The organism is Delftia sp. WSY_7 (genome assembly GCF_043104845.1).
GTDB classification, from domain to species: Bacteria; Pseudomonadota; Gammaproteobacteria; order Burkholderiales; family Burkholderiaceae_C; genus Comamonas; species Comamonas tsuruhatensis.
The window spans coordinates 553436-578424 of sequence record NZ_JBICLB010000033.1 but is presented as its reverse complement, the minus strand read 5'-3'; the positions used below and the strand labels follow the sequence as shown (position 1 = coordinate 578424).

The 24989-nt window shown below is 68.3% G+C and carries 21 protein-coding genes; 7 read left to right on the top strand and 14 right to left on the bottom strand.

What is annotated here, in order from left to right; genetic code table 11:
* The first annotated feature begins 20 nt into the window (after window positions 1-20).
* From ACF8ME_RS14725 to ACF8ME_RS14715, 3 genes are read left to right on the top strand one after another with little or no spacing between them, the layout of a single operon-like run.
* Entirely contained in the window at window positions 21-1262 is a 1242-nt protein-coding gene (locus tag ACF8ME_RS14725) for an efflux RND transporter periplasmic adaptor subunit (protein WP_126312215.1), read from the top strand.
* Window positions 1262-3274: an ABC transporter permease gene (locus tag ACF8ME_RS14720; protein WP_392417155.1), complete on the top strand. Its 2013-nt coding sequence runs from the start codon at window positions 1262-1264 to the stop codon at window positions 3272-3274. The genes ACF8ME_RS14725 and ACF8ME_RS14720 overlap by 1 nt, the downstream gene beginning before the upstream one ends.
* A 1-nt stretch (window position 3275) precedes the next feature.
* Entirely contained in the window at window positions 3276-4733 is a 1458-nt protein-coding gene (locus ACF8ME_RS14715) for an efflux transporter outer membrane subunit (RefSeq protein WP_392417129.1), read from the top strand.
* A gap of 70 nt (window positions 4734-4803) precedes the next feature.
* Here the strand turns inward: ACF8ME_RS14715 and ACF8ME_RS14710 are convergent, their stop codons facing one another.
* The 4 genes from ACF8ME_RS14710 to ACF8ME_RS14695 all read right to left on the bottom strand — a co-directional run bounded on the left by ACF8ME_RS14710 (window position 4804) and on the right by ACF8ME_RS14695 (window position 9816).
* On the bottom strand, window positions 4804-6078 hold the full coding sequence (locus ACF8ME_RS14710; RefSeq protein WP_016446718.1) for an acyl-CoA dehydrogenase family protein: 1275 nt from the start codon (window positions 6076-6078) through the stop codon (window positions 4804-4806).
* Between the two features lie 79 nt (window positions 6079-6157).
* The gene (locus ACF8ME_RS14705; RefSeq protein WP_016446719.1) at window positions 6158-7243 is read right to left on the bottom strand and encodes a phosphotransferase; all 1086 of its coding nucleotides are present in this window, start codon (window positions 7241-7243) and stop codon (window positions 6158-6160) included.
* Window positions 7244-7388: 145 nt separating this feature from the next.
* Entirely contained in the window at window positions 7389-8108 is a 720-nt protein-coding gene (locus ACF8ME_RS14700; RefSeq protein ID WP_012205125.1) for a Crp/Fnr family transcriptional regulator, read from the bottom strand.
* 169 nt (window positions 8109-8277) lie between these two features.
* Window positions 8278-9816: a 3-hydroxyacyl-CoA dehydrogenase gene (locus ACF8ME_RS14695; RefSeq protein ID WP_392417127.1), complete on the bottom strand. Its 1539-nt coding sequence runs from the start codon at window positions 9814-9816 to the stop codon at window positions 8278-8280.
* Between the two features lie 121 nt (window positions 9817-9937).
* Between ACF8ME_RS14695 and ACF8ME_RS14690 the strand changes: the two genes are divergently transcribed.
* The gene (locus ACF8ME_RS14690; protein WP_392417125.1) at window positions 9938-12610 is read left to right on the top strand and encodes a FimV family protein; all 2673 of its coding nucleotides are present in this window, start codon (window positions 9938-9940) and stop codon (window positions 12608-12610) included.
* Window positions 12611-12673: 63 nt separating this feature from the next.
* Here ACF8ME_RS14690 and thiE read toward each other — a convergent pair whose 3' ends face one another.
* The 4 genes from thiE to ACF8ME_RS14670 all read right to left on the bottom strand — a co-directional run bounded on the left by thiE (window position 12674) and on the right by ACF8ME_RS14670 (window position 15886).
* Window positions 12674-13597, bottom strand: coding sequence for a thiamine phosphate synthase (thiE, locus tag ACF8ME_RS14685; RefSeq protein ID WP_209800588.1), 924 nt, complete (start codon window positions 13595-13597; stop codon window positions 12674-12676).
* Between the two features lie 11 nt (window positions 13598-13608).
* Window positions 13609-14418: a thiazole synthase gene (locus ACF8ME_RS14680; RefSeq protein ID WP_016452920.1), complete on the bottom strand. Its 810-nt coding sequence runs from the start codon at window positions 14416-14418 to the stop codon at window positions 13609-13611.
* 32 nt (window positions 14419-14450) lie between these two features.
* Complete coding sequence (gene thiS / locus ACF8ME_RS14675; protein ID WP_012205130.1) at window positions 14451-14648, bottom strand: sulfur carrier protein ThiS; 198 nt, start codon at window positions 14646-14648, stop codon at window positions 14451-14453.
* Window positions 14649-14767: 119 nt separating this feature from the next.
* A complete protein-coding gene (locus ACF8ME_RS14670) occupies window positions 14768-15886 on the bottom strand; it encodes an FAD-dependent oxidoreductase (protein ID WP_074922885.1) in 1119 nt (372 codons plus the stop codon).
* Window positions 15887-16240: 354 nt separating this feature from the next.
* Between ACF8ME_RS14670 and thiD the strand changes: the two genes are divergently transcribed.
* Window positions 16241-17122, top strand: a complete 882-nt coding sequence (gene thiD, locus ACF8ME_RS14665; RefSeq protein ID WP_016452917.1) for a bifunctional hydroxymethylpyrimidine kinase/phosphomethylpyrimidine kinase — start codon at window positions 16241-16243, stop codon at window positions 17120-17122.
* 34 nt (window positions 17123-17156) lie between these two features.
* Here thiD and ACF8ME_RS14660 read toward each other — a convergent pair whose 3' ends face one another.
* Complete coding sequence (locus ACF8ME_RS14660) at window positions 17157-17633, bottom strand: SH3 domain-containing protein (protein ID WP_026062660.1); 477 nt, start codon at window positions 17631-17633, stop codon at window positions 17157-17159.
* Between the two features lie 196 nt (window positions 17634-17829).
* Here ACF8ME_RS14660 and ACF8ME_RS14655 point away from each other — a divergent pair, with 196 nt between their 5' ends.
* Window positions 17830-18609, top strand: a complete 780-nt coding sequence (locus tag ACF8ME_RS14655) for an ankyrin repeat domain-containing protein (RefSeq protein WP_017406456.1) — start codon at window positions 17830-17832, stop codon at window positions 18607-18609.
* A gap of 125 nt (window positions 18610-18734) precedes the next feature.
* On the top strand, window positions 18735-20936 hold the full coding sequence (locus ACF8ME_RS14650) for a TonB-dependent receptor (RefSeq protein WP_392417122.1): 2202 nt from the start codon (window positions 18735-18737) through the stop codon (window positions 20934-20936).
* Window positions 20937-21122: 186 nt separating this feature from the next.
* Here ACF8ME_RS14650 and ACF8ME_RS14645 read toward each other — a convergent pair whose 3' ends face one another.
* The 5 genes from ACF8ME_RS14645 to ACF8ME_RS14625 form a co-directional block, all read right to left on the bottom strand.
* Entirely contained in the window at window positions 21123-21908 is a 786-nt protein-coding gene (locus ACF8ME_RS14645) for a peptidylprolyl isomerase (RefSeq protein WP_016446742.1), read from the bottom strand.
* Between the two features lie 81 nt (window positions 21909-21989).
* Window positions 21990-22271: a BolA family transcriptional regulator gene (locus tag ACF8ME_RS14640; RefSeq protein ID WP_013802780.1), complete on the bottom strand. Its 282-nt coding sequence runs from the start codon at window positions 22269-22271 to the stop codon at window positions 21990-21992.
* Window positions 22268-22867 carry a septation protein A gene (locus ACF8ME_RS14635; RefSeq protein WP_017406454.1) on the bottom strand — a complete coding sequence of 200 codons (600 nt, stop codon included), beginning with the start codon at window positions 22865-22867 and terminating at the stop codon, window positions 22268-22270. Before ACF8ME_RS14635 ends, ACF8ME_RS14640 begins: the two co-directional genes overlap by 4 nt.
* Window positions 22868-22995: 128 nt before the next feature.
* Window positions 22996-23409, bottom strand: coding sequence for a peptide-methionine (R)-S-oxide reductase MsrB (msrB, locus tag ACF8ME_RS14630; protein ID WP_016446744.1), 414 nt, complete (start codon window positions 23407-23409; stop codon window positions 22996-22998).
* On the bottom strand, window positions 23406-24938 hold the full coding sequence (locus ACF8ME_RS14625) for a YdiU family protein (RefSeq protein WP_392417121.1): 1533 nt from the start codon (window positions 24936-24938) through the stop codon (window positions 23406-23408). The genes msrB and ACF8ME_RS14625 overlap by 4 nt, the downstream gene beginning before the upstream one ends.
* Window positions 24939-24989: the final 51 nt, after the last annotated feature.

The window sequence follows — 24989 nt, the reverse complement described above, 5'->3', positions numbered from 1 at the left end:
TGTGTGGTCGGGAGGCAAGCATGACGCGCACGCAGCAACGCTGGAAAGCCATCGCCGTGGCGGTGGTCCTGTTGGCGGCGGCCGGGGGCGCGGCCGCCTGGTGGTCCAGCCGGCCTGCCGTGGCCTACCAGACCGAGACCGTGGCGCGCACCGATATCGAGTCCACCGTCACGGCCATCGGCACGCTGCAGCCGCGCCGCTATGTGGACGTGGGCGCCCAGGTGTCGGGCCAGGTCACCCGGCTGCGCGTGGAGCCCGGCGCCCAGGTGGAGAAGGGCGCACTGCTGGTGGAGATCGACCCCAGCGTGCAGCGCGCCACGGTGGATGCGGGGCGTGCCTCGCTGGCGGGCCTGCGCGCACAGCTGGCCGAGCAGCAGGCGCTGCGCAAGCTGGCCGAGCAGCAGCTCACGCGCCAGCGCCAGCTGGCCCGCGACGGGGCCACGCGCGAGGAAGACCTGCAGACCGCAGAAGCCAACCTGGCCGCCGCCGGTGCCCGCATGGAGCATCTGAAGGCCCAGATCGACCAGACCCAGGCCACGCTCAAGGCCGACGAGGCGCGCCTGGGCTATACGCGCATCTACGCGCCCATGGCGGGCACCGTGGTGTCGGTGGAGGCGCGCGAGGGCCAGACGCTGAACGCCACCTACCAGACGCCCAACATCCTGCGCATTGCCGACCTGTCGGCCATGACGGTGTGGACCGAAGTGTCCGAGGCCGACGTGCGCCGCGTGCGCGACGACATGCCGGTGTACTTCACCACGCTGGGCGGCGCCGACCAGGCCAGGCCCCGGCGCTGGTCCAGCAAGGTGCGCCAGGTGCTGCCCTCGCCCTCTACCAGCCAGACGCCGGCCGGCGGCAATGCGGGCCAGGCGCCTGCGCCCGCCACCAAGGCCGTGGCCTATACCGTGCTGTTCGATGTGGACAACGAGGACGCCGAGCTGATGCCCCAGATGACGGCCCAGGTGGTCTTCGTCACCGGCCAGGCCGCGCAGGCACTCACCGTGCCGCTGATGGCCGTGGCCGACAAGGCGGGAACGACTGACAAGGCGGAAAAGGCAGAGAACGCCGAGAAGGCCGAGAAGGCCGGCAGCACGCAGACCGTGCGCGTGCTGGACGCCAAGGGCCAGCCCGAGCAGCGCACCGTGCGCCTGGGCGTGCGCAGCCGCCACCAGGCCGAGGTGCTGGAGGGCCTGCAGGAAGGCGAGCGCGTCATCGTCGGCGAGACGCCTCTGGACCGTGGCCCGCGGTGGCTGCAATGGTGATGGGGCAGGGCATGCAGGCCGGCGCGACGCTGACCGCACCGCTGATAGAGCTGCGCGGCATCACCAAGCACTACGGCGGCGGCGACAGCGGCCAGCCCGCCGTCACCGTGCTGCACGGCATCGACCTGGAGATACGCGCGGGCGAGTTCGTGGCCGTGGTGGGCAGCTCGGGTTCGGGCAAGTCCACGCTGATGAACATCCTGGGCTGCCTGGACCGGCCCAGCGAGGGCAGCTACCACTTCCAGGGCCAGGACGTGGCCACGCTGGACTCGGACGCACTGGCCTGGCTGCGGCGCGAGGCCTTCGGCTTCGTCTTCCAGGGCTACCACCTGATCGCCAGCGAAAGCGCCAGCGAGAACGTGGAAATGCCCGCCATCTACGCCGGCCTGCCCAAGGAAGAGCGCGTGCGGCGCGCCCGTGCGCTGCTGGAGCGCCTGGGCCTGGGCTCGCGCCTGGGCAACCGGCCCAACCAGCTGTCGGGCGGGCAGCAGCAGCGCGTGTCGATTGCGCGTGCGCTGATGAACGGCGGCCAGATCATCCTGGCCGACGAGCCCACGGGCGCGCTGGACTCGCACAGCGGCGCCGAAGTCATGGCCCTGCTGCGAGAGCTGGCCGATGCGGGCCACACCATCATCCTCATCACCCACGACCGCGCGGTGGCCTCCCAGGCGCGCCGCGTGATCGAGATCAGCGACGGCCGCATCACCAGCGACAGCCGGCGCGACGATGCAGCCAACGCGGTGAATGCGGCAAATGCGGCGAATGCGGGCGCCGCTGCCCTGCCGCTCACGCCGCAGCGCGGCAGCGCCGGTGCGCCCTGGCTGGCCGAACTGTTCGAGGCCGCGCGCAGCGCCTGGCGCGGCATGCGCATGAACCGCGTGCGCACCAGCCTGACCTTGCTGGGCATCGTCATCGGCGTGGCCTCGGTCATCGTGATGCTGGCCATTGGCGAGGGCGCGCGGCGCAAGGTGGTCGAGCAGATGGGGACCATGGGAACGGCCATCCTCTACATGGGCAGCAAGCCGCCGGCCACGGGCGGGCCGGCCGGGCAGATGACCGAGGAAGACCTGGCCGCCGTGCGTGAACTGCCCGAGATACGGCGCGTCATGCCCGTGATCGGCGACCCCATCACCGTGCGCTACGGCAAGGCCGACAAGCAGATCTACGTGTTCGCGGCCAGCGAGGAGATGCCCCTGGTGCACCACTGGAAGGTGGCCCAGGGCCGCTACTACACCGAGGCCGAGGACCGCGACCTGGCGCCCCTGGTGGTCCTGGGCCACAAGGCGCACCAGCATTTCTTCCCCGACACGCCCAACCCGCTGGGGCGCCAGCTGATCATCGGCACATCGGCCTTCGAGGTCATCGGCGTGATGAGCGAGCGCGGCGCGGACTCGGGCGCGCAGAACTATGACGACATGGTCTTCATTCCCTACCGCTCGGGCCGGGCGCGCGTCTACCAGTCGCAGACCCAGCCCGACTATGTGGTGATCGAGGCCATGTCCTCCGACGTGGTGCACGAGGCGGAGGAGGCCATGCGCAAGCTGCTGCTGGCGCGCCACGGCGGGCGCGAGGACTTCGGCATCGGCAACGCGGCCGCGCGCATCCAGGCCGAGGCGGCCACGCGCCAGAGCATGGCGGTGATGCTGGGCCTGATTGCCGCCGTTTCCCTGGTGGTGGGCGGCATCGGCGTGATGAACGTGATGCTGATGACGGTGCGCGAGCGCACGCGCGAGATCGGCATCCGCATGGCCACGGGCGCGCGCCAGCGCGACATCCTGCGCCAGTTCCTGACCGAGGCCAGCCTGGTCACCTTCGTGGGCGGCACGGTGGGCCTGCTGGCCGGGCTGGCCGTGGGCGTGGTGCTCATCGTGGCGGGCGTGCCCGTGGTGTTTTCGGTGCGCGCCATGCTGGGCGCCTTTGCCTGCGCCGTGGTGACGGGCCTGGTGTTCGGCTACATGCCGGCCAAGACGGCGGCGCGGCTGGACCCGGTGCGCGCGCTGGCGGGAGAGTGAGATGAAAGACATGAACGACAAGACGCTGGGAAATGCACGCCTGGGCTGCATCGCTCTCGCGCTGCTTGCCCTGGGCGGCTGCGCCGCGCAGCAGACAGTGCCGGACAGGACAGCGCCTGCGCTGGCCGCTTCGTGGAAGCAGCAGGGCGAAGCCGTCCCTGCCTCCGTCTCACCCCAGTGGTGGCAGGCCTTTGGCAGTGCGGAGCTGGGCGGCATGGTGCAGGCGGCCCAGGACCAGAGCCTGGACATGGCTGCCGCCATGGCCCGCGTGCGCCAGGCCGAGGCGGCCACGCGCCAGGCGGGCGCTGCGCTGCTGCCCTCGCTCAATGGCGAGCTGCGCGCCCAGCGCATGAACCATGCACAGGTGGCGGGCGGGCAAGCCAGCGTCTACGGCGCTGCGCTGACGGCCTCGTATGAGGTGGACTTCTGGGGCCGCAGCCGCGCCACGCGCGATGCGGCGGCGGCGGCCTGGCAGGCCAGCCGGTTCGACCAGGACACGGTGCGCCTCACGGTCACCGCCCAGGTGGCCCATGGCTGGCTGCAGGCCGTGGCGCTGCGCGAACGCCAGACCATTGCGGCGCGCAACGTGGCCAATGCCGAGCGGCTGCTGGGCCTGGTGGAGTCCCGTGCGCGCGCAGGCGCCGCCACCCAGCTGGAGCTGGCCCAGCAGCGCGGCCTGGTGGCCAGTCAGCGCCAGGCCCTGGCCACGCTGCGCCGCCAGGGCGAGGATGCCGATGCCACGCTGGCCGTGCTGCTGGGCCAGGCCCGCCGCCCCGCGCTGGCCACGGACTCGCTGCAGGCCCTGCAGCTGCCCGAGATCGGCCCAGGCCTGCCCACGCAGCTGCTGCAGCGCCGGCCCGACATTGCCAGTGCTGAGGCGCAACTGACCGCCGCCAGCGCCAACCTGCAGGCCGCCCGCGCAGCGCTGTGGCCCCGGCTGACCCTTACGGGCAGTGCAGGCACCAGCGCTGGGCGCGCCAGCGACTGGCTGCGCGAGCCCGTGTATTCGCTGCTGGCCGGACTGGCCGGCCCCATCTTCGACGGCGGCCGTCTGGCGGCCGAGCGCGATGGCGCCCAGGCCCGGCGCGAGGAGCTGCTGGCCGGCTATTACAAGTCCATCGTCGCGGCCTATGGCGATGTGGACCTGGCGCTCAACGCCGTCCACGGCCTGAAGGCCCAGGCCGAGGCCCAGGCCGAGGTTCTGGCCCAGGCCCGCCAGGCCGTGTCGCTGGCCGAGCTGCGCTACAAGGCCGGGGCGGAAAGCCTGCTGTCCCTGCTGCAGGCCCAGACCACGCTGTACGCGGCGCAGGACGATGCCGTGCTGCAGCGCCTGCTGCAGCTGCAGGCGCGCGTGGCGCTGTACCGGGCGCTGGGCGGGGGATGGGAGGCGCCTGCCATGGGCGCTGAAATGCCGGAAAGGCAGGCACAAAAAAGCCAGGAGGCATTGCCACCTGGCTGAGAGGGAAGGGCCAGGGCCGCCACCCGATCCTGTCGGGTGCGCGGCCTCAGGCCTCAGGCTTGAAGCCTGCTCAGCTGCCGCGCGTGATGGGCACGCCGGCATCCTTGCCGTAGGCGCCGTACTTGCCCAGCTCCCACTTGGCGATGGCGTTGCGGTGCACCTCGTCCGGGCCGTCGGCAAAGCGCAGCGTGCGCGCGTGGGCGTAGGCGCTGGCCAGCGGGAAGTCGTCGCTCATGCCGCCGCCGCCGTGCACCTGCATGGCCCAGTCGATGACCTGGCAGGCCATGCTGGGGGCCACCACCTTGATCATGGCGATCTCGCTGCGTGCCACCTTGTTGCCGGCAATGTCCATCAGCCAGGCGGCCTTGAGCGTGAGCAGGCGCGCCATGTCGATGCGGCAGCGTGCCTCGGCGATGCGCTCCTGCGTCACGGTCTGCTGGGCCACGCTCTTGCCGAAGGCGATGCGCGAGCTGGCGCGCTTGCACATCAGCTCCAGCGCGCGCTCGGCCAGGCCGATCAGGCGCATGCAGTGGTGGATGCGGCCGGGGCCAAGGCGGCCCTGGGCGATCTCGAAGCCACGGCCCTCGCCCAGCAGGATGTTGCCCACGGGCACGCGCACGTTCTCGAAGTACATCTCCATGTGGCCGTGCGGCGCATCGTCATAGCCCATGACGTTGAGCGGACGCACGATGCGGATGCCGGGCGCGTCGCCGGGCACGATGATCATGCTCTGCTGCGAGTGCTTGGGCGCGTCGGGGTCGGTCTTGCCCATGGTGATGAAGACCTGGCAGCGCGGATCGCCGGCACCCGAGATCCACCACTTGTGGCCGTTGATCACGTACTCGTCGCCCTGGCGCTCGATGCGCGTGCAGATGTTGGTGGCGTCGGAGGAGGCCACCTCGGGCTCGGTCATGGCGAAGGCCGAGCGGATCTTGCCGTCCAGCAGCGGCTTGAGCCAGCGCTCCTTGAGTTCGGTGCTGCCGTAGCGCGCAATGGTTTCCATGTTGCCGGTGTCGGGCGCCGAGCAGTTGAACACCTCGCTGGACCATGGCACGCGGCCCATGATCTCGGCCAGCGGCGCGTATTCCTGGTTGGTCAGGCCGCCGCCCTTGTAGCCTGCGGCCTCGGCGCTGTCCACGGGCAGGAACAGGTTCCACAGGCCTTGCTCCCGGGCCTTGACCTTGAGCTTCTCGATGGTCTGCAGCGGCGTCCAGCGCTTGCCTGCGGCGGTGTTGGCTTCCATCTCGGCGGCATAGTCCTTTTCGCCGGGATAGATGTGCTCGTCCATGAACTTCAGCAGGCGTTCCTGCAGGTCCTTGGTCTTGGGCGAATATTCAAAGTCCATGGATGCGCTCCTTCTCTTGGCTTGTCGCTTGTGGTGGAAACGGGGTGATCGGTGAGTGTTGGGGGCTGGTCTGGATGGCTCAGCTGCGCTGGGCGAAGGACCAGGCCAGCTCGGCCATGGGCCGGGCGGTGTCGCCCGAGGCCTTGGCCTGGGCGCTGGAGGCCGTGCCGGCCTCCACGCGCTTGGCAATGCCCTGCAGGATGGCCGCGATGCGGAACATGTTGTAGGCCATGTAGAAGTTCCAGTCGGCGCGCAGCGTGTCCACGTCCTTGAGGCCCGTGCGCTCGCAGTAGCGGCGGATGTATTCCTCTTCGCCGGGAATGCCCAGGGCCGCCAGGTCCTTGCCTGCGATGCCCCGGCCCAGCGTGGCCGGGATGTGCCAGCTCATGCAGTGGTAGCTGAAGTCGGCCAGCGGGTGGCCCAGGGTGGACAGCTCCCAGTCCAGCACGGCGATGACGCGCGGCTCGGTGGGGTGGAACATCAGGTTGTCCAGGCGGAAATCGCCGTGCACGATGGACACGCGCGAGGCATCCAGCGCGCTGGCCGGCATGTGGGCGGGCAGCCACTGCATGAGCTGGTCCATCTCGGGGATGGGCTGGGTGACCGAGGCCACGTACTGCTTGCTCCAGCGGCCGATCTGGCGCTCGAAGTAGTTGCCGCTCTTGCCGTAGTCGGCCAGGCCCTGGGCCGCGAAGTCCACGGTGTGCAGGGCCGAGATCACGCGGTTCATCTCGTCGTAGATGGCGGCGCGCTGGGCCGGCTCCATGCCGGGCAGGGACTGGTCCCAGAGCACGCGGCCTTCCATGCACTCCATGATGTAGAAGGCGCGGCCGATGATGGATTCGTCCTCGCAAAGCGCATACATGTGGGGCACGGGCACGTCGGTGCCGGCCAGGCCCTTCATCACGCGGAACTCGCGCTCGATGGCATGGGCCGAGGGCAGCAGCTTGGCCACGGGGCCGGGCTTGGAGCGCATCACGTAGCTGCGTCCCGGGGTGATCAGCTTGTAGGTGGGGTTGGACTGGCCGCCCTTGAACATCTCCACCTGCAGCGGGCCGGCAAAGCCCTGCACATGGCCCTGCATCCAGGCGGTGAGCGCGGGCACGTCGAATGCGTGCTGGTCGGAGACGGCGCGTGTGCCTACGAAATGGTCGAAAGTGCTCATGGGGCAGTCAGTCCTGTGATCGGTTCGAGAATCGGTTCAACAAACGGGAACAGCCGCGCAGCACGGGCGCGGCAAGGCACCGGCCGGCGCGAACGTCCGGTCGGTGCAAGAAAAGGGGAGGGGGCGCGGCGCGGGCCGCGCAGGTTCAGGCGTCGGGCGCGGCGATGCGCAGCAGCGTGTCGCGGTCGCAGACCACCAGGCCGCCCGGCTCGATGCGGATGGCGTTCTCGCGCTCCATGGCCTTGAGTTCCTGGTTCACGCGCTGGCGCGAGGCGCCCAGCAACTGCGCCAGTTCCTCCTGCGCCAGGTGCAGGCCGATGCGGATCTCGCTGCCATCCGACAGGCTGGTCACGCCATAGCTGCGCACCAGGTGCAGCAGCTGCTTGGCCAGGCGCGCGCGCAGCGGCAGGGTGTTGAGGTCCTCGACCAGGCCGTAGAGCTGGCGGATGCGCCGTGCATGCAGGCGCAGCATGGCTTCCGAGAACTCCACATGCATGGACAGGATTTTCTTGAAGTCGGTCTTGGACACGCACAGCAGCGTGGTCTCGCCGTGCGCATAGGCATCGTGCGTGCGCTTGTCCCCGTCCAGGATGGCCACGTCGCCGAACCAGATGCCCGGCTCCACGTAGTCCAGCGTGATCTGCTTGCCCGTGATCGAGGTCGAGCTCACGCGCACCGCACCCCGGGCGCAGGCGATCCATTCCTCGGGCGGTTCTCCGCGTGCGCAGATGAGCGTGCCATCTTTGAACCGTTTGACGTAAGCGCATCGAAGAATGTCGTGCCGAAGCGATGGAGAAAGTGATGAAAACCAGCGACCGGAATTGATCGCTTCACGTTCTTCGATGGTAAGAATCGGGTCGTCCATGGCCTGTCTTTTGCGTGACTGATGACGGTCACATTGTCGCGTGTGGGACCGCCGCGGCGCAGCATGCCGCCGGCGGGCCTGTCACTTCGGTGTCTGGGCCTGCCGAAAACGGGGCAGGGCGGCGAAAAAAGGCGACCCGTCTTGCATCGGGTCGCCGGCTTTGCAGGGCTTATGGCTCCTCGTGCGTGAGGCTCAGCCCCAGCGCGCCACGGCGGCGCAGCCAGGGGCTGGGGCGGTAGCGCGGGTCGCCGTAGACGGTCTGCAGGTTGAACAGGACCTCCAGCATGTTGGTGGGGCCCCAGCGGTCGCCCATGGCCAGCGGGCCCATGGGATAGCCCAGGCCCAGGGTCACGGCCTTTTCCAGGTCGGCCGGGCTGCCGATGCCCTGCTGGCAGATGTCGCTGGCGATGTTGACGATGGAGCCCACCACGCGCTGCGTGACGAAGCCGCCGCTGTCGCGGATCACGCTCACGGCCTTGCCGTCGCTGGCAAAAAGCGCATGGGCGGCGTCGCGCATGTCGGTGCGCGTGGCCGGCGTGGTGGCCAGCACGCGGCGGCGCGTGTCGGCGTCGGCCAGCAGCATGTCGATGCCCATGGTGCGCGTGCAGTCCAGCCGCTCCACGGCAGCCACCGTGGTCACGTCCAGGCCCAGCGGCGCCACCAGGATCAAGGCCTGCTCGGTCGGTGCCTGCGCGGTTTCAATGCGCGCGCCCAGGCTCTTGAGCAACTGGTAGATCTCGTTGCGCCGGGCCGCGCGTGCCGACACCCAGACCGGTGGCAGCGTCTGCACCTGCGGCACGGCAGGCTCGGCAGGCTGCTCGGCGCGGCCTTCGGCATAGCGGTAAAAGCCCTGGGCGGTCTTGCGCCCCAGCAGGCCGGCCGCCACGCGCTGCGCGGCAATGGGGCTGGGGCGGTAGCGCGGCTCCTGGTAGTACTGGTGGTAGATGTGCTCCATCACGGCATGGGTGACATCCAGGCCGGTGAGATCCATCAGCTCGAACGGGCCGAGCTTGAAGCCCACCTGCTCGCGCAGGATGCGGTCGATGGTGGCGAAGTCGGCAATGCCTTCCTGCACGATGCGCAGCGCCTCGGTCACATAGCCGCGGCCCAGGTGGTTGACCAGGAAACCCGGCGTGTCCTGCGCGCGCACGGGCGTGTGGCCGAAGCTGCGCGCGAACTGCGCCAGCGTGGCGCAGGTGGCCTCGTCCGTGGCCAGGCCGCGCACGATCTCCACCACCTTCATCAGCGGCGCCGGGTTGAAGAAGTGAAAGCCGGCAAAGCGCTGCGGGTGCTCGAGCGCCGTGGCCAGCGTGGTGATGGACAGGGCCGAGGTATTGCTGGCGATGAGGGTCCCGGGCGCAACGATGGCCTCCAGCTCGCGCAGCAGCGCCTGCTTGGCATCCATGCGCTCGACGATGGCCTCGATCACCAGGTCGCAGTTCCTGAACGCATCGAGACCGTCCGCCACCGTCACCCGGGCCTTGCAATCTGCGGCCTGCTCACTTGTTATTTTTTGTTTCTTCTCAAGCAGGTCCCACAGCGCAAACAGCTGTTGCTGCGCTTGCGCGGCAGCGCCCGGGCGAGCGTCCTGCAGCAGCACGCCGGCGCCTGCCTGGGCGGCCAGCTGGGCAATGCCTTGCCCCATGATGCCTGCGCCTATCAATCCGACGTTCCTGATAGGAGAAATGTTGTTTTGGATCATATACATAGAGGAGGTGTCCTACAGGTGTCTATGCAAAAATGCAAGCGTTCAAAGAAAGGCTGATGTGAGAATTTGTAGCACCATTCTCGGCGTCGCCCTGTCCTCCATGGCCTGGAACGCGTCCGCATTGTCGTTGGGCAGTCCCCGGGGCAACGTGGTGCTGGGCGCTCCGTTCGACCTGGTGGTGGGCTTGCAGCCCGATAGCGGAAATGACGCCGGCAGCTCCTGCGTGCGCGCCGAGCTGCTGGCCGGTGACAGGCCCATCGAATCCTCTCGTGTGCGCGTCAGCCCGACCACATCGGGCAAGGCCGTTCGTGTGCAGGCCAGCTACACGGTGGACGAGCCCGTGGTGACGCTCAAGCTCTGGGCCGGCTGCGAAGGCGGCGGCATCAGCCGCAGCTACACGCTGCTGGCGCAGCTGCCCGAGTCGGTGGATGCCACGGGCAATCAGCCCATCAATGTGCGAGAGCTGGCGGCAGCCCAGCCGGCGCTGGCGGCCGCGGGCTCCGGTGCTGCAGGTGCAGCGGGGGCAGCGGGTGCTGCTTCCGACCCATCTTCGACTTCCTCCCGCCCGGCCGCTGGCCGCAGCGCCCGGGCCGATTCCAGGCCCGCAGCGGTGCCCGTTGCCAAGGAACCGAAACCCCAGTCCAAGCCAAAGACACAGCCAAGGCTCCAGGCCAAACCCAAGGCGGCGGCCGAGAAATCCAGGCCGCCCGTGGGCGTGACCGCCCAGGCCCAGGCCGGGCAGTTGCAGGCGGGCCTGCGCATAGAACCGCGCCTGCGCATGGAGCCGGTGGAGGAATGGCTGGGCACGGGCGGCACCCCGGGCGCCGCTGGCGCAGCCGGAACACCCGGGACACCCGAGGGCGCCGCCGCATCTGCGGCTCCCATGTTCGATGCGGGCAGCGAGCAGCTGGCCGAGGCCAACAAGCGCGTGCAGGCGCTGGAGGCCGAAATGGCGGCCTTCAAGAAGCGCGACACCGCCGACCGTGGGCAACTGGCCCAGCTACGGGCCGAACTGGAGGCCATGCGCCAGGAGTCGGGCGGCTCATCGTGGCTGTTCAATGCGCTGCTGCTGGCGCTGATCGCCGCCGTGGCCGTGATCGCATGGATGGCCTGGAAAATGCGCTCGGGCGCCTCGCTGTTCTCGCGCGAGCCGGATGCCTGGCGGGAATCGGTGGAGCGTTCGTCGCAGGACCCCGTGCCGTCGAGCCCGCCGCATTCGCACGATGACGGGATCAACACCCTGCCGCATTCCCTGGACCCCCATCGGCCCACGCGGCCCATGGCACCCAGCCTGCGTGAACACCGGCCTGCGCCGTCGCCGGATGATCGCCGTGGCCCGGATACCCTGGCCTCGCCCTATGTGCAGCGCGGCGCGCAGATGCGCCCTGGCGTGACGTACGAGCTGCATGAGGACGTGGACCCCGGCGATTTCGGCCCGGCCACCATTCCCGTGCCTGTGTCCGTGCAGGCCGAGCTGCCCGAGCCGGAGGGCGAGAAGACCGCAGCGCGCTCGCCTGCGCCCGAGGCCATCAAGGCCCGGCGCATGGTGCAGCCCGGCGAAATGTTCGACGTGCAGCAGCAGGCGGAATTCTTCATCTCGGTGGGCGAGCACCAGCAGGCCATCGAGCTGCTGCGCTCGCACATCGCCACGCATGAGGATTCCTCGCCGCTGGCCTATCTGGAGCTGCTGCACCTGTACTACACGCTGAGCCGCCGAGACGACTTCGACCAGCTGCGCGCCCGCTTTGCCAAGCATTTCAACGCCCGCGTGCCGGCCATGCCGGGCTTCACCGACAAGGGCAGCAGCCTGCTGCAGGGCTATCCCGAGCAGCTGGCACGCATCGAGGCGCTGTGGCCTGTGGACGAGGTCGAGGACTGCCTGGCGCACTACCTGTTCAAGCAGGACGGTGCACCCGACCCCGATGCGCCAGCCCCCTTCGACCTGGCCGCTTTCGATGACCTGCTGCTGCTGCTGTCCATCGCGCGCACCTCGCCTGCCGGAACGCGCGGCGAGCCCGGCCCGCGCGAGCGCACCACGCCGCGCATGGTGGCGGGCACGGCCGCAGCCGGCGCAGCCACGGCCGGCGCAGCCGTCCTCGCATCGGCCGCGGAACCCGCTCCCGCACCGGCCGCCGCTGCCGCCTTCATGGATGTGGATTGGATGGCCGAGCTGCAACCGCCTCCGGTAGAGGCCGCGCCGCAGCAGGCTGCCTCTTCCCTGTCGCCGCAGGATCCGGGCCTGGAGTTCACGCCCATGGACACGCAGGCGCTGTCCGTGGTCTCCGGTACAGCCGGTGAGAAGGCTGCAGACAGCCGCGCGCCGGACTCCCTGTCTGCGCCGCTGCAGTTTGAAATGCAGCCGCTGGACTTCGACCTGGATCAGGCAGGCCAGCTGCCTGCCGGCCAGGTGCGTGCCGTTCCGCTGAGCGAGACGCCGTCCTTCATCCACGATGCGGCGGCACCGCTGCTGGACATAGACCTCACCGCGCTGGGCGAGGATGAACTGCCCACGGTGGACGTGCCTTCGCGCTTTCCGCCCGTGGTGCTGTCGGCGCCCGGCTCAGGCCCCGTGGGCTTCAGCGAGCACAATCTCAAGGCGCCGCTGAGCATGGATCTGGCGCTGGAGAACTGGGAACTGCAACCGCCCGAAACCCTTCGCGATCACCGCGGCCTGGACGAGCCCTTGAGCCGCTCGGTGGACATGCTGCTGTCGCGCGAGACCGACCCGGCCTTTCGGACCACGCCACAGGCTCCGTCGCCGCAGGGTGACGGCAAGGAGCCGTCCAAGGACTGAGCCAGGTGCACATCAAAAAAGGGAGCAGATGCTCCCTTTTTTGATGTGGGGTCCCGCAAAGGCTCAGTCCGCAGCCTGCATGCTGGCAAGCAACTGCTGCGCCGCCGCTTCAGGATCCTCTGCATTGACCAGTGCCCGCACCACGGCCACCGAGCCCACGCCCGTGGCGCGCACGGCCGGGAACTGGTCGGCCGAGATGCCGCCGATGGCCACCAGCGGATAGCGCTGCATCAGGCGCACATAGGCGCCCAGGCGCGCCAGGCCCTGCGGAGCCGTGGCCATTTTCTTGAGCGTGGTGGGAAAGACGGCGCCCAGCGCGATGTAGCTGGGCTGCACGGCATGGGCGCGCACCATTTCGGCATAGCCATGCGTGCTCACGCCCAGGCGCAGGCCCGAGGCGTGGATGGCCTGCAGGTCGGCGCCGGCCAGCGCGTCCAGGTCCTCCTGGCCCACATGCACGCCATAGGCGCCGGCATCGATGGCCTCGCGCCAGTGGTCGTTGATGAAGAGCAGGGCGCCCGTGCCTTCCACCGCGGCCACGGCGGCGCGCACTTCGCGCGCGATGGCGTCGCGGTCCTCGGACTTGAAGCGCAGCTGCACGGTGGGCACACCGGCGCGGGCCATGCGGCCCACCCATTGCGCATCGGGCAGCACGCCGTACAGGCCCATGGACCTTGGGCACTCCGGGAAGGCCAGTGCGGGATCGGCGCCCTCCAGGCCGAAGTCGCGCGGATCGTCGGGCCATAGCGTGGCCTCGAAGCGGCCCCTGCGCAGCGTCTGCGCCTGCCAGGCGCAGGCCAGCGTCTCGGCGTCGATGGCGATGAAACCCAGGGCGCTGCAGGCCTGCAGCGCCGCAAGATAGGCCGGCTCCTGGCGCTGTGCCTGCGGCACGGGCTGCGAGGGCAGGGCGGAGCCTTCAGGGGCAAAGGTGGCGCCGTGCAGGCGCACGATGGCATCTGCCCAGGATTGGATGGAGTCGTTGCTCATGGCCGGTCTCCTCAGCCGTGGTGCCAGAACGGCGTGCCCAGCACGGGCGTGCTGGGCTGGGCGGCCGATTGCTCGGCCATGGCGCCGGCGCGGTGGGCGGCGTGGCCGGCGTTCACGGCGTCGGCAAAGGCGCCGGCCATGGCGACGGGATCTTCGGACAAGGCCACGGCCGTGTTCAGCAGCACGGCGTCATAGCCCCATTCCATGACCTGGCAGGCGTGCGAGGGGCGGCCCAGGCCCGCATCCACGATCAGCGGCACCTTCAGGCGCTCGCGCAGCGTTTGCATGGCATAGGGGTTGACGGGGCCGCGGCCCGTGCCGATGGGCGCTGCCCAGGGCATGACGGCCTGGCAGCCCACATCCACCAGGCGCTGGCACAGCACCAGGTCCTCGGTGGTGTAGGGCAGGACCTGGAAGCCGTCCTTGATGAGGATGGAGGCGGCCTCGACCAGGTTCAGCGTGTCGGGCTGCAGGGTGTAGTCGTCGCCGATCAGCTCCAGCTTGATCCAGGGGGTCTCGAAGACTTCGCGTGCCATCTGGGCCGTGGTCACGGCTTCCTGCACGGTCATGCAGCCGGCCGTGTTGGGCAGCACGGGCACGGCCAGCTTCTTGAGCAATTCCCAGAAGCTGGCACCGGTCTCGGCGGCATTGCTGCCCTGGCGGCGCAGCGAGGCCGTGACCATGGCGGGGCGGGCACGCTGCACGGCAGCTTCCAGCACGGCGGGCGAGGGGTAGCGGGAGGTGCCCAGCAGCAGGCGGCTGTCAAAGCGCTGGCCGTACAGGACCAGGCTGTCGTCGGAGGAAGGGGCGGAAGTCGTCATGGCGTGAGGCAATGGGAGAGTCGGATGGGGCATCAGCCGCCGGTCACCGGCGAGATCACTTCGAGGCGGTCGCCGTCGTTCAGCGCCTGCTCGGCATAGCGGGCCTTGGGTACGAAGACGGTGTTGATGGCCACGGCAAAGGGCGGGCGCGGCGCAAGCTGGGCCAGCGCGTCGGCCACGGTGGCTCCGTCGCTCAGTTCGGTCGCTTGCTGGTTGATGGTGATGTTCATGGCGGCTGAGGGGAAACGAAAGGCGGGTACGGGGGCTTGTTCGATCTTAGGCAGGGCCGGTCTTGTCGGCCCTGCATGCATGTCCGGTCTGTTGTGCGTGAAAGTGCCGTGCGTGCCGTTCAGGCGGCTGCCTTGTGCTGCGATGGCGCATGCTCGACGGCAACATCGAAGCGGCGGGCCAGTTCGGAATCACCGCTGTCGAGCAGCTCCAGCACCACGTCCAGCATGGCCGGCGCGATCATGAAGCCATGGCGGTACAGGCCGTTGACCTCCATCACGCGCGGCGCGCTCCAGCGCACGGCCGGCAGATTGTCGGGCAGGGTGGGGCGGCACTGGGTGGCGATCTCGACGATGCGGCCCTCGGCAAAACCCGGATGCACGGTGTAGGCGGCACTCAGCAGCTCCAGCGTGGAGCGCACGCTGGCCGGCGACATGTCGTCGGACTCGATCTCGGTGGCGCCGATGACGAAGAGGTGGTCCTCCTTGGGCGCAATGTAGATCGGGTAGCGCGGATGGATCAGGCGCGTGGGCCGCTGCAGCGTGACCTCGGGCGCATGGATGCGCACCACCTCGCCGCGCACGCCGCGCAGCGCAGGCCACTGGCCGCGTGCGCCCAGGCCCCGGCAGTCCAGCACCCAGTCGGGCTGGCCCGGCGTGCCGGGACGGAAGTCGGCCAGCTCGCGCGGCTGGTTCCAGTGCTGCTCCACGCCCAGGCGGGTCAGCGTGGCGTGGAGCGCGGCCAGCAGCTGGCGGTTGTCCAGCTGGCCTTCGCCCTGCAGGTACATGGCCTGGGCGAAGCGCCGCTCAAGCGCGGGCTCGCAGTCGTGCAGGGCCTGGTCGGCCAGCGGCTGCAGCGCGGGAAGGCTGGGGTTGATGCGGCGGTTTTTCTCCAGCAGGCCGAAAAAGCGCTGGGCATCGCCCGCGTCCTGGCGGTGCCAGAGGATGAGGGTGCCGTTTTGCTGGAAGAACACGGGCGCATCGAGCTGGGCCAGCAGTTCGGGCCAGCGCGTCAGGCCGTGCTGGCCCATGCGCACCACGCCGGGCTCGGTGATGGCCGATTCGGCCAGGGGCGCGAGCATGGCGGCGGCCACGCGGGCCGCTGCGCCATCGCCTTCGGGGCCGTGGGCGTCGTATACGGCGATGCCGTGGCCGCGACGGGCCAGCGCCAATGCCAGCAGCCGGCCCATGAGGCCGCCGCCCAGAATGGCGATGCGGGAAGAAGCTTGTAGAACGGACATGTGCATCTGGTGGTCAAGTGCGCCCATGCCCGTGGGACTGCCGGCCGGCTGTCCGCGCACAGGGCATGTGCTGGACAAAACGCGGCGTACCACCCCGATTGATTGAAACTCCCCACGCCAGCATGACCTGGATCGGGTGCAGGGGCGCTGCGCGGCAAGGTGCCTGTGGTGCAGGCTTGTGCGGCAGGGGGCTGGTCGCCCCGGGGCCCCAGGGTGTTTCTCAGTCACGCATCGGCGAGGCGGGCCAGGCCCTGTTTCACCGACGGGACACCCCTGTTTCGTCCGTCAGCAGGCATTACAGCACATCCCGCAGCTGCCGGTATTGACCATGCGCATGGGTGATAATTTTCGCCCATGACTGCCGACCACTCCCCTTCGACCGCCGCATCCACCGAACCGGCTCCCGCCGCGCGCAAGCGCTATGCACGCGTGCTCATCATCGCGGGCTCCGACAGCGGCGGCGGCGCCGGCATACAGGCCGACCTCAAGACCTGCAGCGCCCTGGGCTGCTACGGCATGACGGCCATCACGGCCATCACCGTGCAGAACACGCTGGGCGTCAGCGGCATCCATGGCATTCCCGTGGACATACTGCGCGGCCAGATCGATGCGGTGGTCGAGGACATCGGCGCCGACGCCGTCAAGATCGGCATGCTGGCCACGCCCGAGGTGGTGCAGGTGGTGGCCGATGCCATCCGCCGCCACCAGCTGCGCAACGTGGTGCTGGACCCCGTGATGGTGGCCACCAGCGGCGACCGGCTGATCGCGCCGGAAACCGCCTCCGTGCTGGTGCGCGAACTGTTCCCCCTGGCCACCGTGGTCACGCCCAATCTGGACGAGGCGGCGCTGCTGCTGGGCCACTCCATTGATGGCATAGACGCACTGGACGGCGCCGTGCAGGAACTCCTGGCGCTGGGCGCGCCGGCCGCATTGCTCAAGGGCGGGCATCTGTCCGGCGATCTGGTGGTAGACCTGCTGGGCCATGGCAACGGCCAGCGGCTGCGCCTGCAGTCGCAGCGCATTGCCACGCACAACGGCCATGGCACGGGCTGCACGCTGTCTTCGGCGATTGCCTCGCACCTGGCGCTGGGCCTGCCGCTGGAGGCGGCCGTGGCCCAGGCGCGCGAGTACATCCTGGGCGCGATTGCGGCCGGTGCCGATGTGTTCACGGGCGCCGGCCACGGTCCGCTGAACCACGGCTATGCGCCGCGCACGCAGGTCGTGGTCAACGGCTGAACGTCCAGCCAGACGTCCAGGTAATCAGCCCAGGTCACCAGCCCCAGGTCAGGCTGCGCGCCACCCAGCCCTTTTGGCCGTTGTCGCGCTGGACATGGGCCCAGGAGCCCTGCTTCTTGAGCGTGCGCACCACCTCCAGCTCAGCCAGCTTGCCCACCACGCGGTGTTTCTGGCCCGGGCCTGCGCGCAGATTGGCGGTGCGCCCGGTCACCACCATGTGCGGGGTCTTGCCGGTCAGCGGCGCATGCACCCAGCCCAGCGTGCTCTCGTTGTCCCTGACGCGCAGCCACTGGCCCTTGCGCTGCACCACCTGCAGCGGATAGCCCTTGCCCAGTTCCCACAGCGTGGCCGAGCGCGTGGTGGGCTGCTGCCGCACATTGACGCTGGCGCCCTTGACGCTGACGAACTCGCGCGCATGGGCGGCGGCCGGGGCCAGGGTGGTGGTGAGGACGGCGAGGGCGGTGGCGGCTGCGGCCATCCAGCGGGCGGCACGGCTTTTGTTGCAAGACACGGGAACAGGTCTCCTTTCGTTTGAGAAAGGCTGGCGCGCGAAGACTTTCCGGCGCGAGCCCGGGGAAAGCGCGTGGGATCAGGCGATGTAGCTATAGTTCCTGAATGAAACTGACGTGCGACGCCCCGGCTTCATGCGCAACCGGGCAAGCTTGCCTTACGCTTGCCGCACAACCGTGTTTTCCAGGAGGGCTTGTATGCACCATGCTGTTTCCCGATCCGGCGCCCATGTCCGGCACGCTGCAATCCTGACGGCCTGTCTTGCCGCGGGACTGGCGGATGCGCAGGGACAAGAGACGCAGGCGCAGGAGGCGCAGGCTGTGGCCACAGCCGCCGAGGGCCGCGATGCGGCCAGGGCGCAGGAGGGTGCGGTGAATCGCCCGGAATTCGGCCCCGCGCTGCTGGCGGCCGCCCAGGCCGGCGAGGCGCTGCAGGTACGCGACTGGCTCAAGCGCGGCGCACCTGTCGATGTGCGTGACCGGCAGGGCAATACGCCGCTGCTGCTGGCCGTGCGCGGCAACCATGTGGAAGTCGCGCGCTCGCTGCTGGTCCATGGGGCCAACCCCAATCTCAAGAATGACCTGCAGGACAGTGCCTATCTGCTGGCCGGTGCCCTGGGCCGCCTGGAGATACTGCGCATGACGCTGTCGTACGGCGCCGATCTGCAAAGCACCAACCGCTACGGCGGCACGGCGCTGATCCCGGCCTGCGAGCGCGGCCACGTCGATACCGTGCAGGCCTTGCTGGCTGCCGGTGTACGGGCCGACCATGTGAACCGGCTGGGCTGGACCTGCCTGCTCGAAGCCGTTTTGCTGGGCGACGGAGGCCCGCGCTACCAGGACATCGTCCGCCAGCTGATCGCGGCCAGGGCCGATCTCAATCTGCCCGACAAGGATGGCGTGACCGCCGTCGTCCACGCCCGCCAGCGCAGCCAGCATGAGGTGGAGCGCCTGCTGCAGGAGGCGGGAGCGCGCTGATCGGCGCAAGTGAAAACAAGTGAAAACGCCTGAAACCAGGGGTGATGCGCCAGATTCAGACGGGTCTGATTGCTTTGGAAAGGTTGCGTTGCAAATGATTCCCATTTTCAACGTGGATCTTTGCCATGCGCACAGCACATTTGCTATCTCGACCCTTCGTCTCCGGCCCCCAGTCGTGCCTTTTTTCGGTGTTCGCTGCGGCGCTGGTCACGCCCGCTTATGCGCAGGACGCCACTGCCGATGAGCGTCAGGTGCAGTTGGCGCCCTTGACCGTCTCCGGGCAGCGCTCCACCGGCTCGCGCACCGAGGCATCCGAATCGGCCAAATACGCCAAGCCGCTGCTGGATGTGCCGCAGACCATCACCGTGGTGCCCGGGCAGGTGCTGCAGGAGCAAAACGCCCTGAGCCTGCAGCAGGCGCTGTCCAATGTATCCGGCATCACCTTCAATGCGGGCGAGGGCGGTGCAGGCTCGGGCGACAGCATCAACATCCGCGGCTTCAGCGCCAATGCCAACCTGCAGATCGACGGGCTGCGCGACAGCGGGCAGAAGAGCCGAAGCGATCTCTTCAACACGCAATCCGTCGAGGTCATCAAGGGACCCAACTCGGTCTTCGGCGGCGCGGGCACCTCGGGCGGCAGCATCAACATGATCAGCAAGCAGCCCAAGGCCCATGACTTCACCGAGGCCGACGCAGGCCTGGGCACGGCCAGCTACCGGCGCGTCACGCTCGACGCCAACAGGGTGCTGGCTGGCGGCAAGGCTGCCATGCGCCTGAACCTCATGGGCCATGACAGCAACGTGGCGGGGCGCAATGCCATCTTCAAGCGGCGCTGGGGCGTGGCGCCCTCGCTGGCCCTGGGGCTGAATTCGCCCACGCGCCTGACCCTCGGCTTCTTCCATCAGAGCGATGACAATCTTCCCGACTATGGCGTGCCGGCCTTTCGCGGCAAGATGCTCGATGGCGTCTCGCGCAATGCCTATTTCGGCTGGCGCAACCTTGACCGGGACAAGATCGGCCAGGATGCCCTGACCGCGAAGATCGAGCATGACTTCGCCTCGGGCGCCAAGCTGCAGAACCTCTCGCGCTACTCGCGGCTGAGCCGCGATACCGTGATCTCGGCCTCGCATGTCGATCTCCGGGGTATGCATCCTGGCTACTACCGGCCCGCAGGTCCGCAGGCCTACGGCCGCGATGCGGCCACCACCCTGTGGATCAACCAGACCAACCTGACCCAGCGCTTCGACACAGGCGTGCTGGGGCATACGCTGGTCACGGGCTTCGAGATCGCACGCGAGACCTATGACCGCACCACCTCTTCCTACAACATCAACCGGCAGTTCCCGGCCGGCGGATATCCGCTGGCCCGTCCGCCCGGATACTGGACGGGCACCACGGACTTGCAAAACAGCGGAAGGAACGAGACCCGCCTGGACACCCGCGCGCTGTATGCCACCGACTCCATTGCGCTGGGGCCGCGCTGGGATCTGAACCTGGGCCTGCGCTATGACTGGATCGACGGGCGCTCCAACGCCGCAACGGCCGCTGGCGTGCGCACCTCGGTGGACAGTTCCGACGGCCGGCTCAGCGGCCGCACGGCCCTGAGCTTCAAGCCCGCCGACAACGGCCGCATCTACCTGGCCTATGGCACGGCCTTCAACCCCTCCGCGGAATTCCTGGTCTCCAATGGTTCCGGCCTGGATGCGGCCACGGCCTCGCTGGCGCCCGAGAAGAACACCAGCCTGGAACTGGGAACCAAGTGGGATGTGCGGGACCGCCAGCTGGCGCTGACAGCCGCGCTGTTCCAGGTGGACAAGACCAATGCCCGCGAGCAGATGGCCGATGGCAGCTATCTACTGGCCGGTGAGCAGCGCGTGCGCGGGCTGGAGCTCGGTGCCGCAGGCAAGGTGACGCCGCAATGGGATGTCTTCGCCAACTACACCTTCATGGCCAGCAAGACCCTCAAGTCATTGAACGAGCCTGCGCGTGTGGGCCAGGCGCTGGGCAATACGCCGCGCCATTCGCTGAACCTGTGGACCACCTATGCATTGCCCCAAGGCTGGACGGTGGGCTATGGGGTGCGCTTCGTGGGCACGCGCAATGTCACCTCGGCAGGCGATGGGAAGCTCTCTGCCTATTGGGTGCACAGCGCCATGGTCGGCTATGAACTCAACCGGCAATGGAAGCTCAGGCTCAATCTCGAAAACATCGGCAACAAGGCCTATGTGGCCGGCGTGCGCCAGCGCCTGGGCGAGCAGTCGCGTTCTTCGGCCGTGGAGTACGGAGAGGGTCGCACGGTCAGATTGACCGCGCTATACCAGTTCTGAGAAGCACGATGGCCTGGTCTCCGGTGCCGTGGGCGCCGGGACAGGATGAATCAGGCTTGAATCGGGCTGCCCCCAGGGGCAGCTCTTTTCTTTGGCGGCCACCTTGCCTGGGGCAAAAAAAGAGCCCGCACAAGGCGGGCTGGTGATGGTCAGGCCGACGGCAAAAACCGCCGACACGCAAGCATCTTACTGGATCTTGGCCTTTTCGCGCAGCGATTCCTGGAATTGCGCCAGCTTTTGCTGTTGCAGCTGCTGCACGATCTGGGGCTTGACTTCCTCGAACTTGGGCAGTTCGGCCTGGCGCACGTCGTCCTGGCGGATGATGTGGTAGCCGAACTGGCTCTTGACCGGCTCCTGGGTCATGCCGCCCTTTTCGAGCTTGATCAGGGCTTCGGAGAACTCGGGCACGTAGTTGCCGGGGTTGGCCCAGTCGAGGTCACCGCCACGGGCGCCGGATCCGGGGTCCTTGGACTCCTTCTTGGCGATGTCTTCGAACTTCTTGCCGGCCTTGATCTCGGCAATGATGGCCTTGGCGCGGTCTTCCGACTCGACCAGGATGTGGCTGGCCTTGTATTCCTTGCCGCTGTTGGCAGCGACGGCCTTGTCGTACTCGGCCTTGGCTTCGGCGTCGGTCACGGGGTTCTTCTTCTGGAAGTCTTCGAACAGCGAGCGGATCAGGATGGTCTGGCGGGCCAGTTCCATCTGCTGCTTGTAGGCTTCGCTGTTGGCCAGGCCGCGCTTGTTGGCTTCCTGCATGAAGATCTCGCGGGCGATGACTTCTTCCTTGATCTGCCCTTCCATCTCGGGCGTGACGGGGCGGCCGCTTTGCTCGATCTGCTGCTTGAGCACTTCGGCGCGTGCCTTGGGCACAGCCTTGCCGTTGACGACGGCGATGTTCTGGGCCGAGGCGGACAGGGCTGCGGTGCTCAGCACGGCGGCAGTCACCAGGCTGGTCAGAAGCTGTTTTTTCATGCGAATTCCAGAGATGAAGGAAAAATTGATTCTATAGCGTGGATACGCAACAGGCTCCGAATCTTCGGAGCCTGTAAAAGTTCAAAGAACCTCGATGGCGATGGCGTGAGCGCCCTGGTCAATGAATTCTTGCAGCGCATCATACACAAGGCGGTGGCGTGCCACGCGCGGCTTGCCTTGAAACAAAGGTGACGCAATGCGCACGCGGAAATGCGTGCCGAAGCCGGTGCCGTTGGCTCCCACATGGCCGGCGTGCTGGTGGCTTTCGTCGATCACTTCCAGGTGATCGGGGGCGAGGCGCTCGCGCAGCACGGCCTGCATGGCTTCGGCGGTGATGGGCAGCGGATGGGCGGGTGCGCTCATGGCTGCTTGTCCTGTTGCACGCCGGACGGGGGCAGGGCGTCGGGCGTGGCGGCGGCTGCCTCGCCCTTGTCTTCCTGCATGAAGCGGCTCATGTAGATGGCCTGTCCGATCACGAAGACCAGCATCAGCCCCATGCCGCCGAACAGCTTGAAGTTGACCCAGGTGTCGGTGTCGAAGCGGTAGGCGATGACCAGGTTGAGCGCGCCCATCACCGCGAAGAAGGCTGCCCAGCTCCAGTTCATGGTGCGCCAGGCGTTGTCCGGCAGTTGCAGTTGCGCGCCCATGACGGAGCGCAGCAGGTTCTTGCGAAATACCAGCTGGCCAATCACCAGGGCGCCGCCCATGAGCCAGTACAGCACCGTGGGCTTCCACTTGATGAAGGTGTCGTTGTGGGCGAGCAAGGTGGCGCCGCCGAACAGCACGATCACGCCCAGGCTGACCCATTGCATGGGCTCGACCTTGCCATGGCGCACGCGCAGGTAGGCGATCTGCGCGATGGTGGCGACGATGGCCACGGCCGTGGCCGTGTAGATGCCCCAGACCTTGAAGGCGACGAAGAACAGGATGATGGGGAAAAAGTCGATCAGTAACTTCATTGGAAGATTTCGATGGGCTTGGAGTCAGGCATGGTGCCTGAGCGCTTGGCAGGCGCATTGTGGCGCAGCCGGCGCGGCCCGGCATCGGTGCAGGGCCGCGCCGGCTGGGGTTTTTGCGGGCCTGGGGCCTAGGCCTTGGGCGGCTCGAATTCCAGCGACGCGGAATTCATGCAGTAGCGCAGCCCTGTGTCGGAGGGACCATCGGGGAACACATGGCCGAGGTGGGCGCCGCACTGGCTGCAGACAGTCTCGGTGCGCACCATGCCATGGCTGCGGTCCACGATTTCGGTGATGGCGCCTGGGATGGCGCGGTCGAAGCTGGGCCAGCCACAGCCGGCGTCGAACTTGGTATCGGAGTCGAACAGCTTGGCGCCGCAGCAGATGCAGTGGTAGCTGCCATCGGCCCAGAACTGCTCATAGCGGCCTGTGAAGGGGCGCTCGGTGGCCGCGTGGCGCGTCACCTGGAAGGCGGCGGGCTCGGCGCCCTTGGCCTGCAGCTCGGCCTGCCATTCCTGCTCGGTCTTGTGGATGGGAAAGCTCATGATGAACAGCTGATCTCGATGGAGGAAGCCCAGTCGGGCGGGAAGCCTGCCCATTCGGCATGCTCGGCGTGGGGTGCGAACGGGGTCTGCAGCACGGCCAGCAGCTGGCGCACCGCGGTGAAGTCGCCCGCCTTGGCTGCGCGGATGGTGATTTCTCCCAGGTGGTTGCGCAGCACGAAGCGCGGATTCGATTCTTGCATCAGCGCGGCCGCTGCCGTGCCATCCACGGTCGCAAGCTGCCGTACGTAGCCTGCCGCCCAGGCGTCGAAGGCGGGCCGGTCCAGCACCAGGTCGCGCACGGGCGCCAGGTCGGGCTCGGTGCCGCCGGCTGTGGCCACGGCATCGGTCAGGCGGCTGAAGAAGATGGTGTAGTCCACGGCGTTGTCGGCCATGAGCTGCAGCAGCGGGTTCACCAGGGCGGCAAAGCGCGCCTCGGCAGGCGGCGTGCCGGGAGCATCTTCGGGCAGGCCCAGCTTGCGCAGCATGAGAGAGCCATAGGCCTGCGGAAACACCTGCTTGTACGACTCCAGCGCCGCAATGGTCAGCTCCTCTTCGCCGATCAGCGGCAGCAGGGCCTGGCCCAGGCAGTACAGGTTCCAGTACGCGACCTGGGGCTGGCGGTTGAAGGCGTAGCGGCCCTGGGTGTCGCTGTGGTTGCAGATATGGCCGGGGTCGAAGGCGTCGAGGAACTGGAAGGGACCGTAGTCGATGGTCAGGCCCAGGATGCTCATGTTGTCCGTGTTCATCACGCCATGGCAAAAGCCCACGGCCTGCCAGTGCGCCAGCAGCCGCGCCGTGCGCTCGCTCACGGCCTGCAGGAAGTTGGCGTAGGCGTTGCCGGCCAGTGCCTCGGCCGTGCGGCATTCGGGGTAGTAGCGGTCGATCACGTAGTCGGCCAGCTGGCGCAGCGGCGCCATCTGGTCGCGCGCCGCAAAGTGCTCGAAGTGGCCAAAGCGTATGAAGCTGGGCGCCACGCGCGCCACCACGGCGGCGGTCTCGATCTCTTCGCGGCGAATGGGGGCGGGCGATCCGGTCACGCTCAGCGCGCGCGTGGTGGGAATGCCCAGGGCGTGCATGGCTTCGCTGCACAGGAATTCACGGATGGACGAACGCAGCACGGCGCGTCCGTCGCCCATGCGCGAGTAGGGCGTGCGGCCCGCGCCCTTGAGCTGGATTTCCTGGCCCGAGGCGGTCTCGCCCAGCAAGATGGCACGGCCGTCGCCGAGCTGGCCGGCCCAGACACCGAACTGGTGGCCGCTGTAGACGCTGGCCAGCGGATGGCTGCCGGGCAGCACGGCATTGCCGGTGAGCGCCTGCAGGGCCTCATCGCAGGCCAGCCATTGCGGGTCCAGGCCCAGCAGCTCGGCAGTGCCGGTGCTGGTGGCGATCCAGTGCGGCTCGGGCAGCGGCGTGGGGCGCAGATGGGTGAAGAAGTCGGGGCCCAGGGCGGCAAAGCCATCCTGCCAGGAGATGGGAAGGCGCGGGGAGGTCGCCGGAGCCCGGCCTTCGGCGGCAGCGTGCAGGTTCATGCGGGAATTGTCCCCCAGCGCCTATGCCCCGTGGGACGCAAGGTTCATGCG

What these genes read in the sequence shown, in the direction of transcription:
- ACF8ME_RS14655 (WP_017406456.1), top strand. Translation starts at nt 17,830, where the DNA reads ATGCACCATGCTGTTTCCCGATCCGGCGCCCATGTCCGGCACGCTGCA.
- ACF8ME_RS14625 (WP_392417121.1), bottom strand. Translation starts at nt 24,938, where the DNA reads ATGAACCTGCACGCTGCCGCCGAAGGCCGGGCTCCGGCGACCTCCCCG.
- ACF8ME_RS14715 (WP_392417129.1), top strand. Translation starts at nt 3,276, where the DNA reads ATGAAAGACATGAACGACAAGACGCTGGGAAATGCACGCCTGGGCTGC.
- msrB (WP_016446744.1), bottom strand. Translation starts at nt 23,409, where the DNA reads ATGAGCTTTCCCATCCACAAGACCGAGCAGGAATGGCAGGCCGAGCTG.
- ACF8ME_RS14710 (WP_016446718.1), bottom strand. Translation starts at nt 6,078, where the DNA reads ATGGACTTTGAATATTCGCCCAAGACCAAGGACCTGCAGGAACGCCTG.
- ACF8ME_RS14695 (WP_392417127.1), bottom strand. Translation starts at nt 9,816, where the DNA reads ATGTATATGATCCAAAACAACATTTCTCCTATCAGGAACGTCGGATTG.
- ACF8ME_RS14700 (WP_012205125.1), bottom strand. Translation starts at nt 8,108, where the DNA reads ATGGACGACCCGATTCTTACCATCGAAGAACGTGAAGCGATCAATTCC.
- ACF8ME_RS14680 (WP_016452920.1), bottom strand. Translation starts at nt 14,418, where the DNA reads ATGACGACTTCCGCCCCTTCCTCCGACGACAGCCTGGTCCTGTACGGC.
- ACF8ME_RS14720 (WP_392417155.1), top strand. Translation starts at nt 1,262, where the DNA reads ATGGGGCAGGGCATGCAGGCCGGCGCGACGCTGACCGCACCGCTGATA.
- ACF8ME_RS14705 (WP_016446719.1), bottom strand. Translation starts at nt 7,243, where the DNA reads ATGAGCACTTTCGACCATTTCGTAGGCACACGCGCCGTCTCCGACCAG.
- ACF8ME_RS14645 (WP_016446742.1), bottom strand. Translation starts at nt 21,908, where the DNA reads ATGAAAAAACAGCTTCTGACCAGCCTGGTGACTGCCGCCGTGCTGAGC.
- ACF8ME_RS14650 (WP_392417122.1), top strand. Translation starts at nt 18,735, where the DNA reads ATGCGCACAGCACATTTGCTATCTCGACCCTTCGTCTCCGGCCCCCAG.
- thiE (WP_209800588.1), bottom strand. Translation starts at nt 13,597, where the DNA reads ATGAGCAACGACTCCATCCAATCCTGGGCAGATGCCATCGTGCGCCTG.
- ACF8ME_RS14635 (WP_017406454.1), bottom strand. Translation starts at nt 22,867, where the DNA reads ATGAAGTTACTGATCGACTTTTTCCCCATCATCCTGTTCTTCGTCGCC.
- thiS (WP_012205130.1), bottom strand. Translation starts at nt 14,648, where the DNA reads ATGAACATCACCATCAACCAGCAAGCGACCGAACTGAGCGACGGAGCC.
- ACF8ME_RS14725 (WP_126312215.1), top strand. Translation starts at nt 21, where the DNA reads ATGACGCGCACGCAGCAACGCTGGAAAGCCATCGCCGTGGCGGTGGTC.
- thiD (WP_016452917.1), top strand. Translation starts at nt 16,241, where the DNA reads ATGACTGCCGACCACTCCCCTTCGACCGCCGCATCCACCGAACCGGCT.
- ACF8ME_RS14640 (WP_013802780.1), bottom strand. Translation starts at nt 22,271, where the DNA reads ATGAGCGCACCCGCCCATCCGCTGCCCATCACCGCCGAAGCCATGCAG.
- ACF8ME_RS14670 (WP_074922885.1), bottom strand. Translation starts at nt 15,886, where the DNA reads ATGTCCGTTCTACAAGCTTCTTCCCGCATCGCCATTCTGGGCGGCGGC.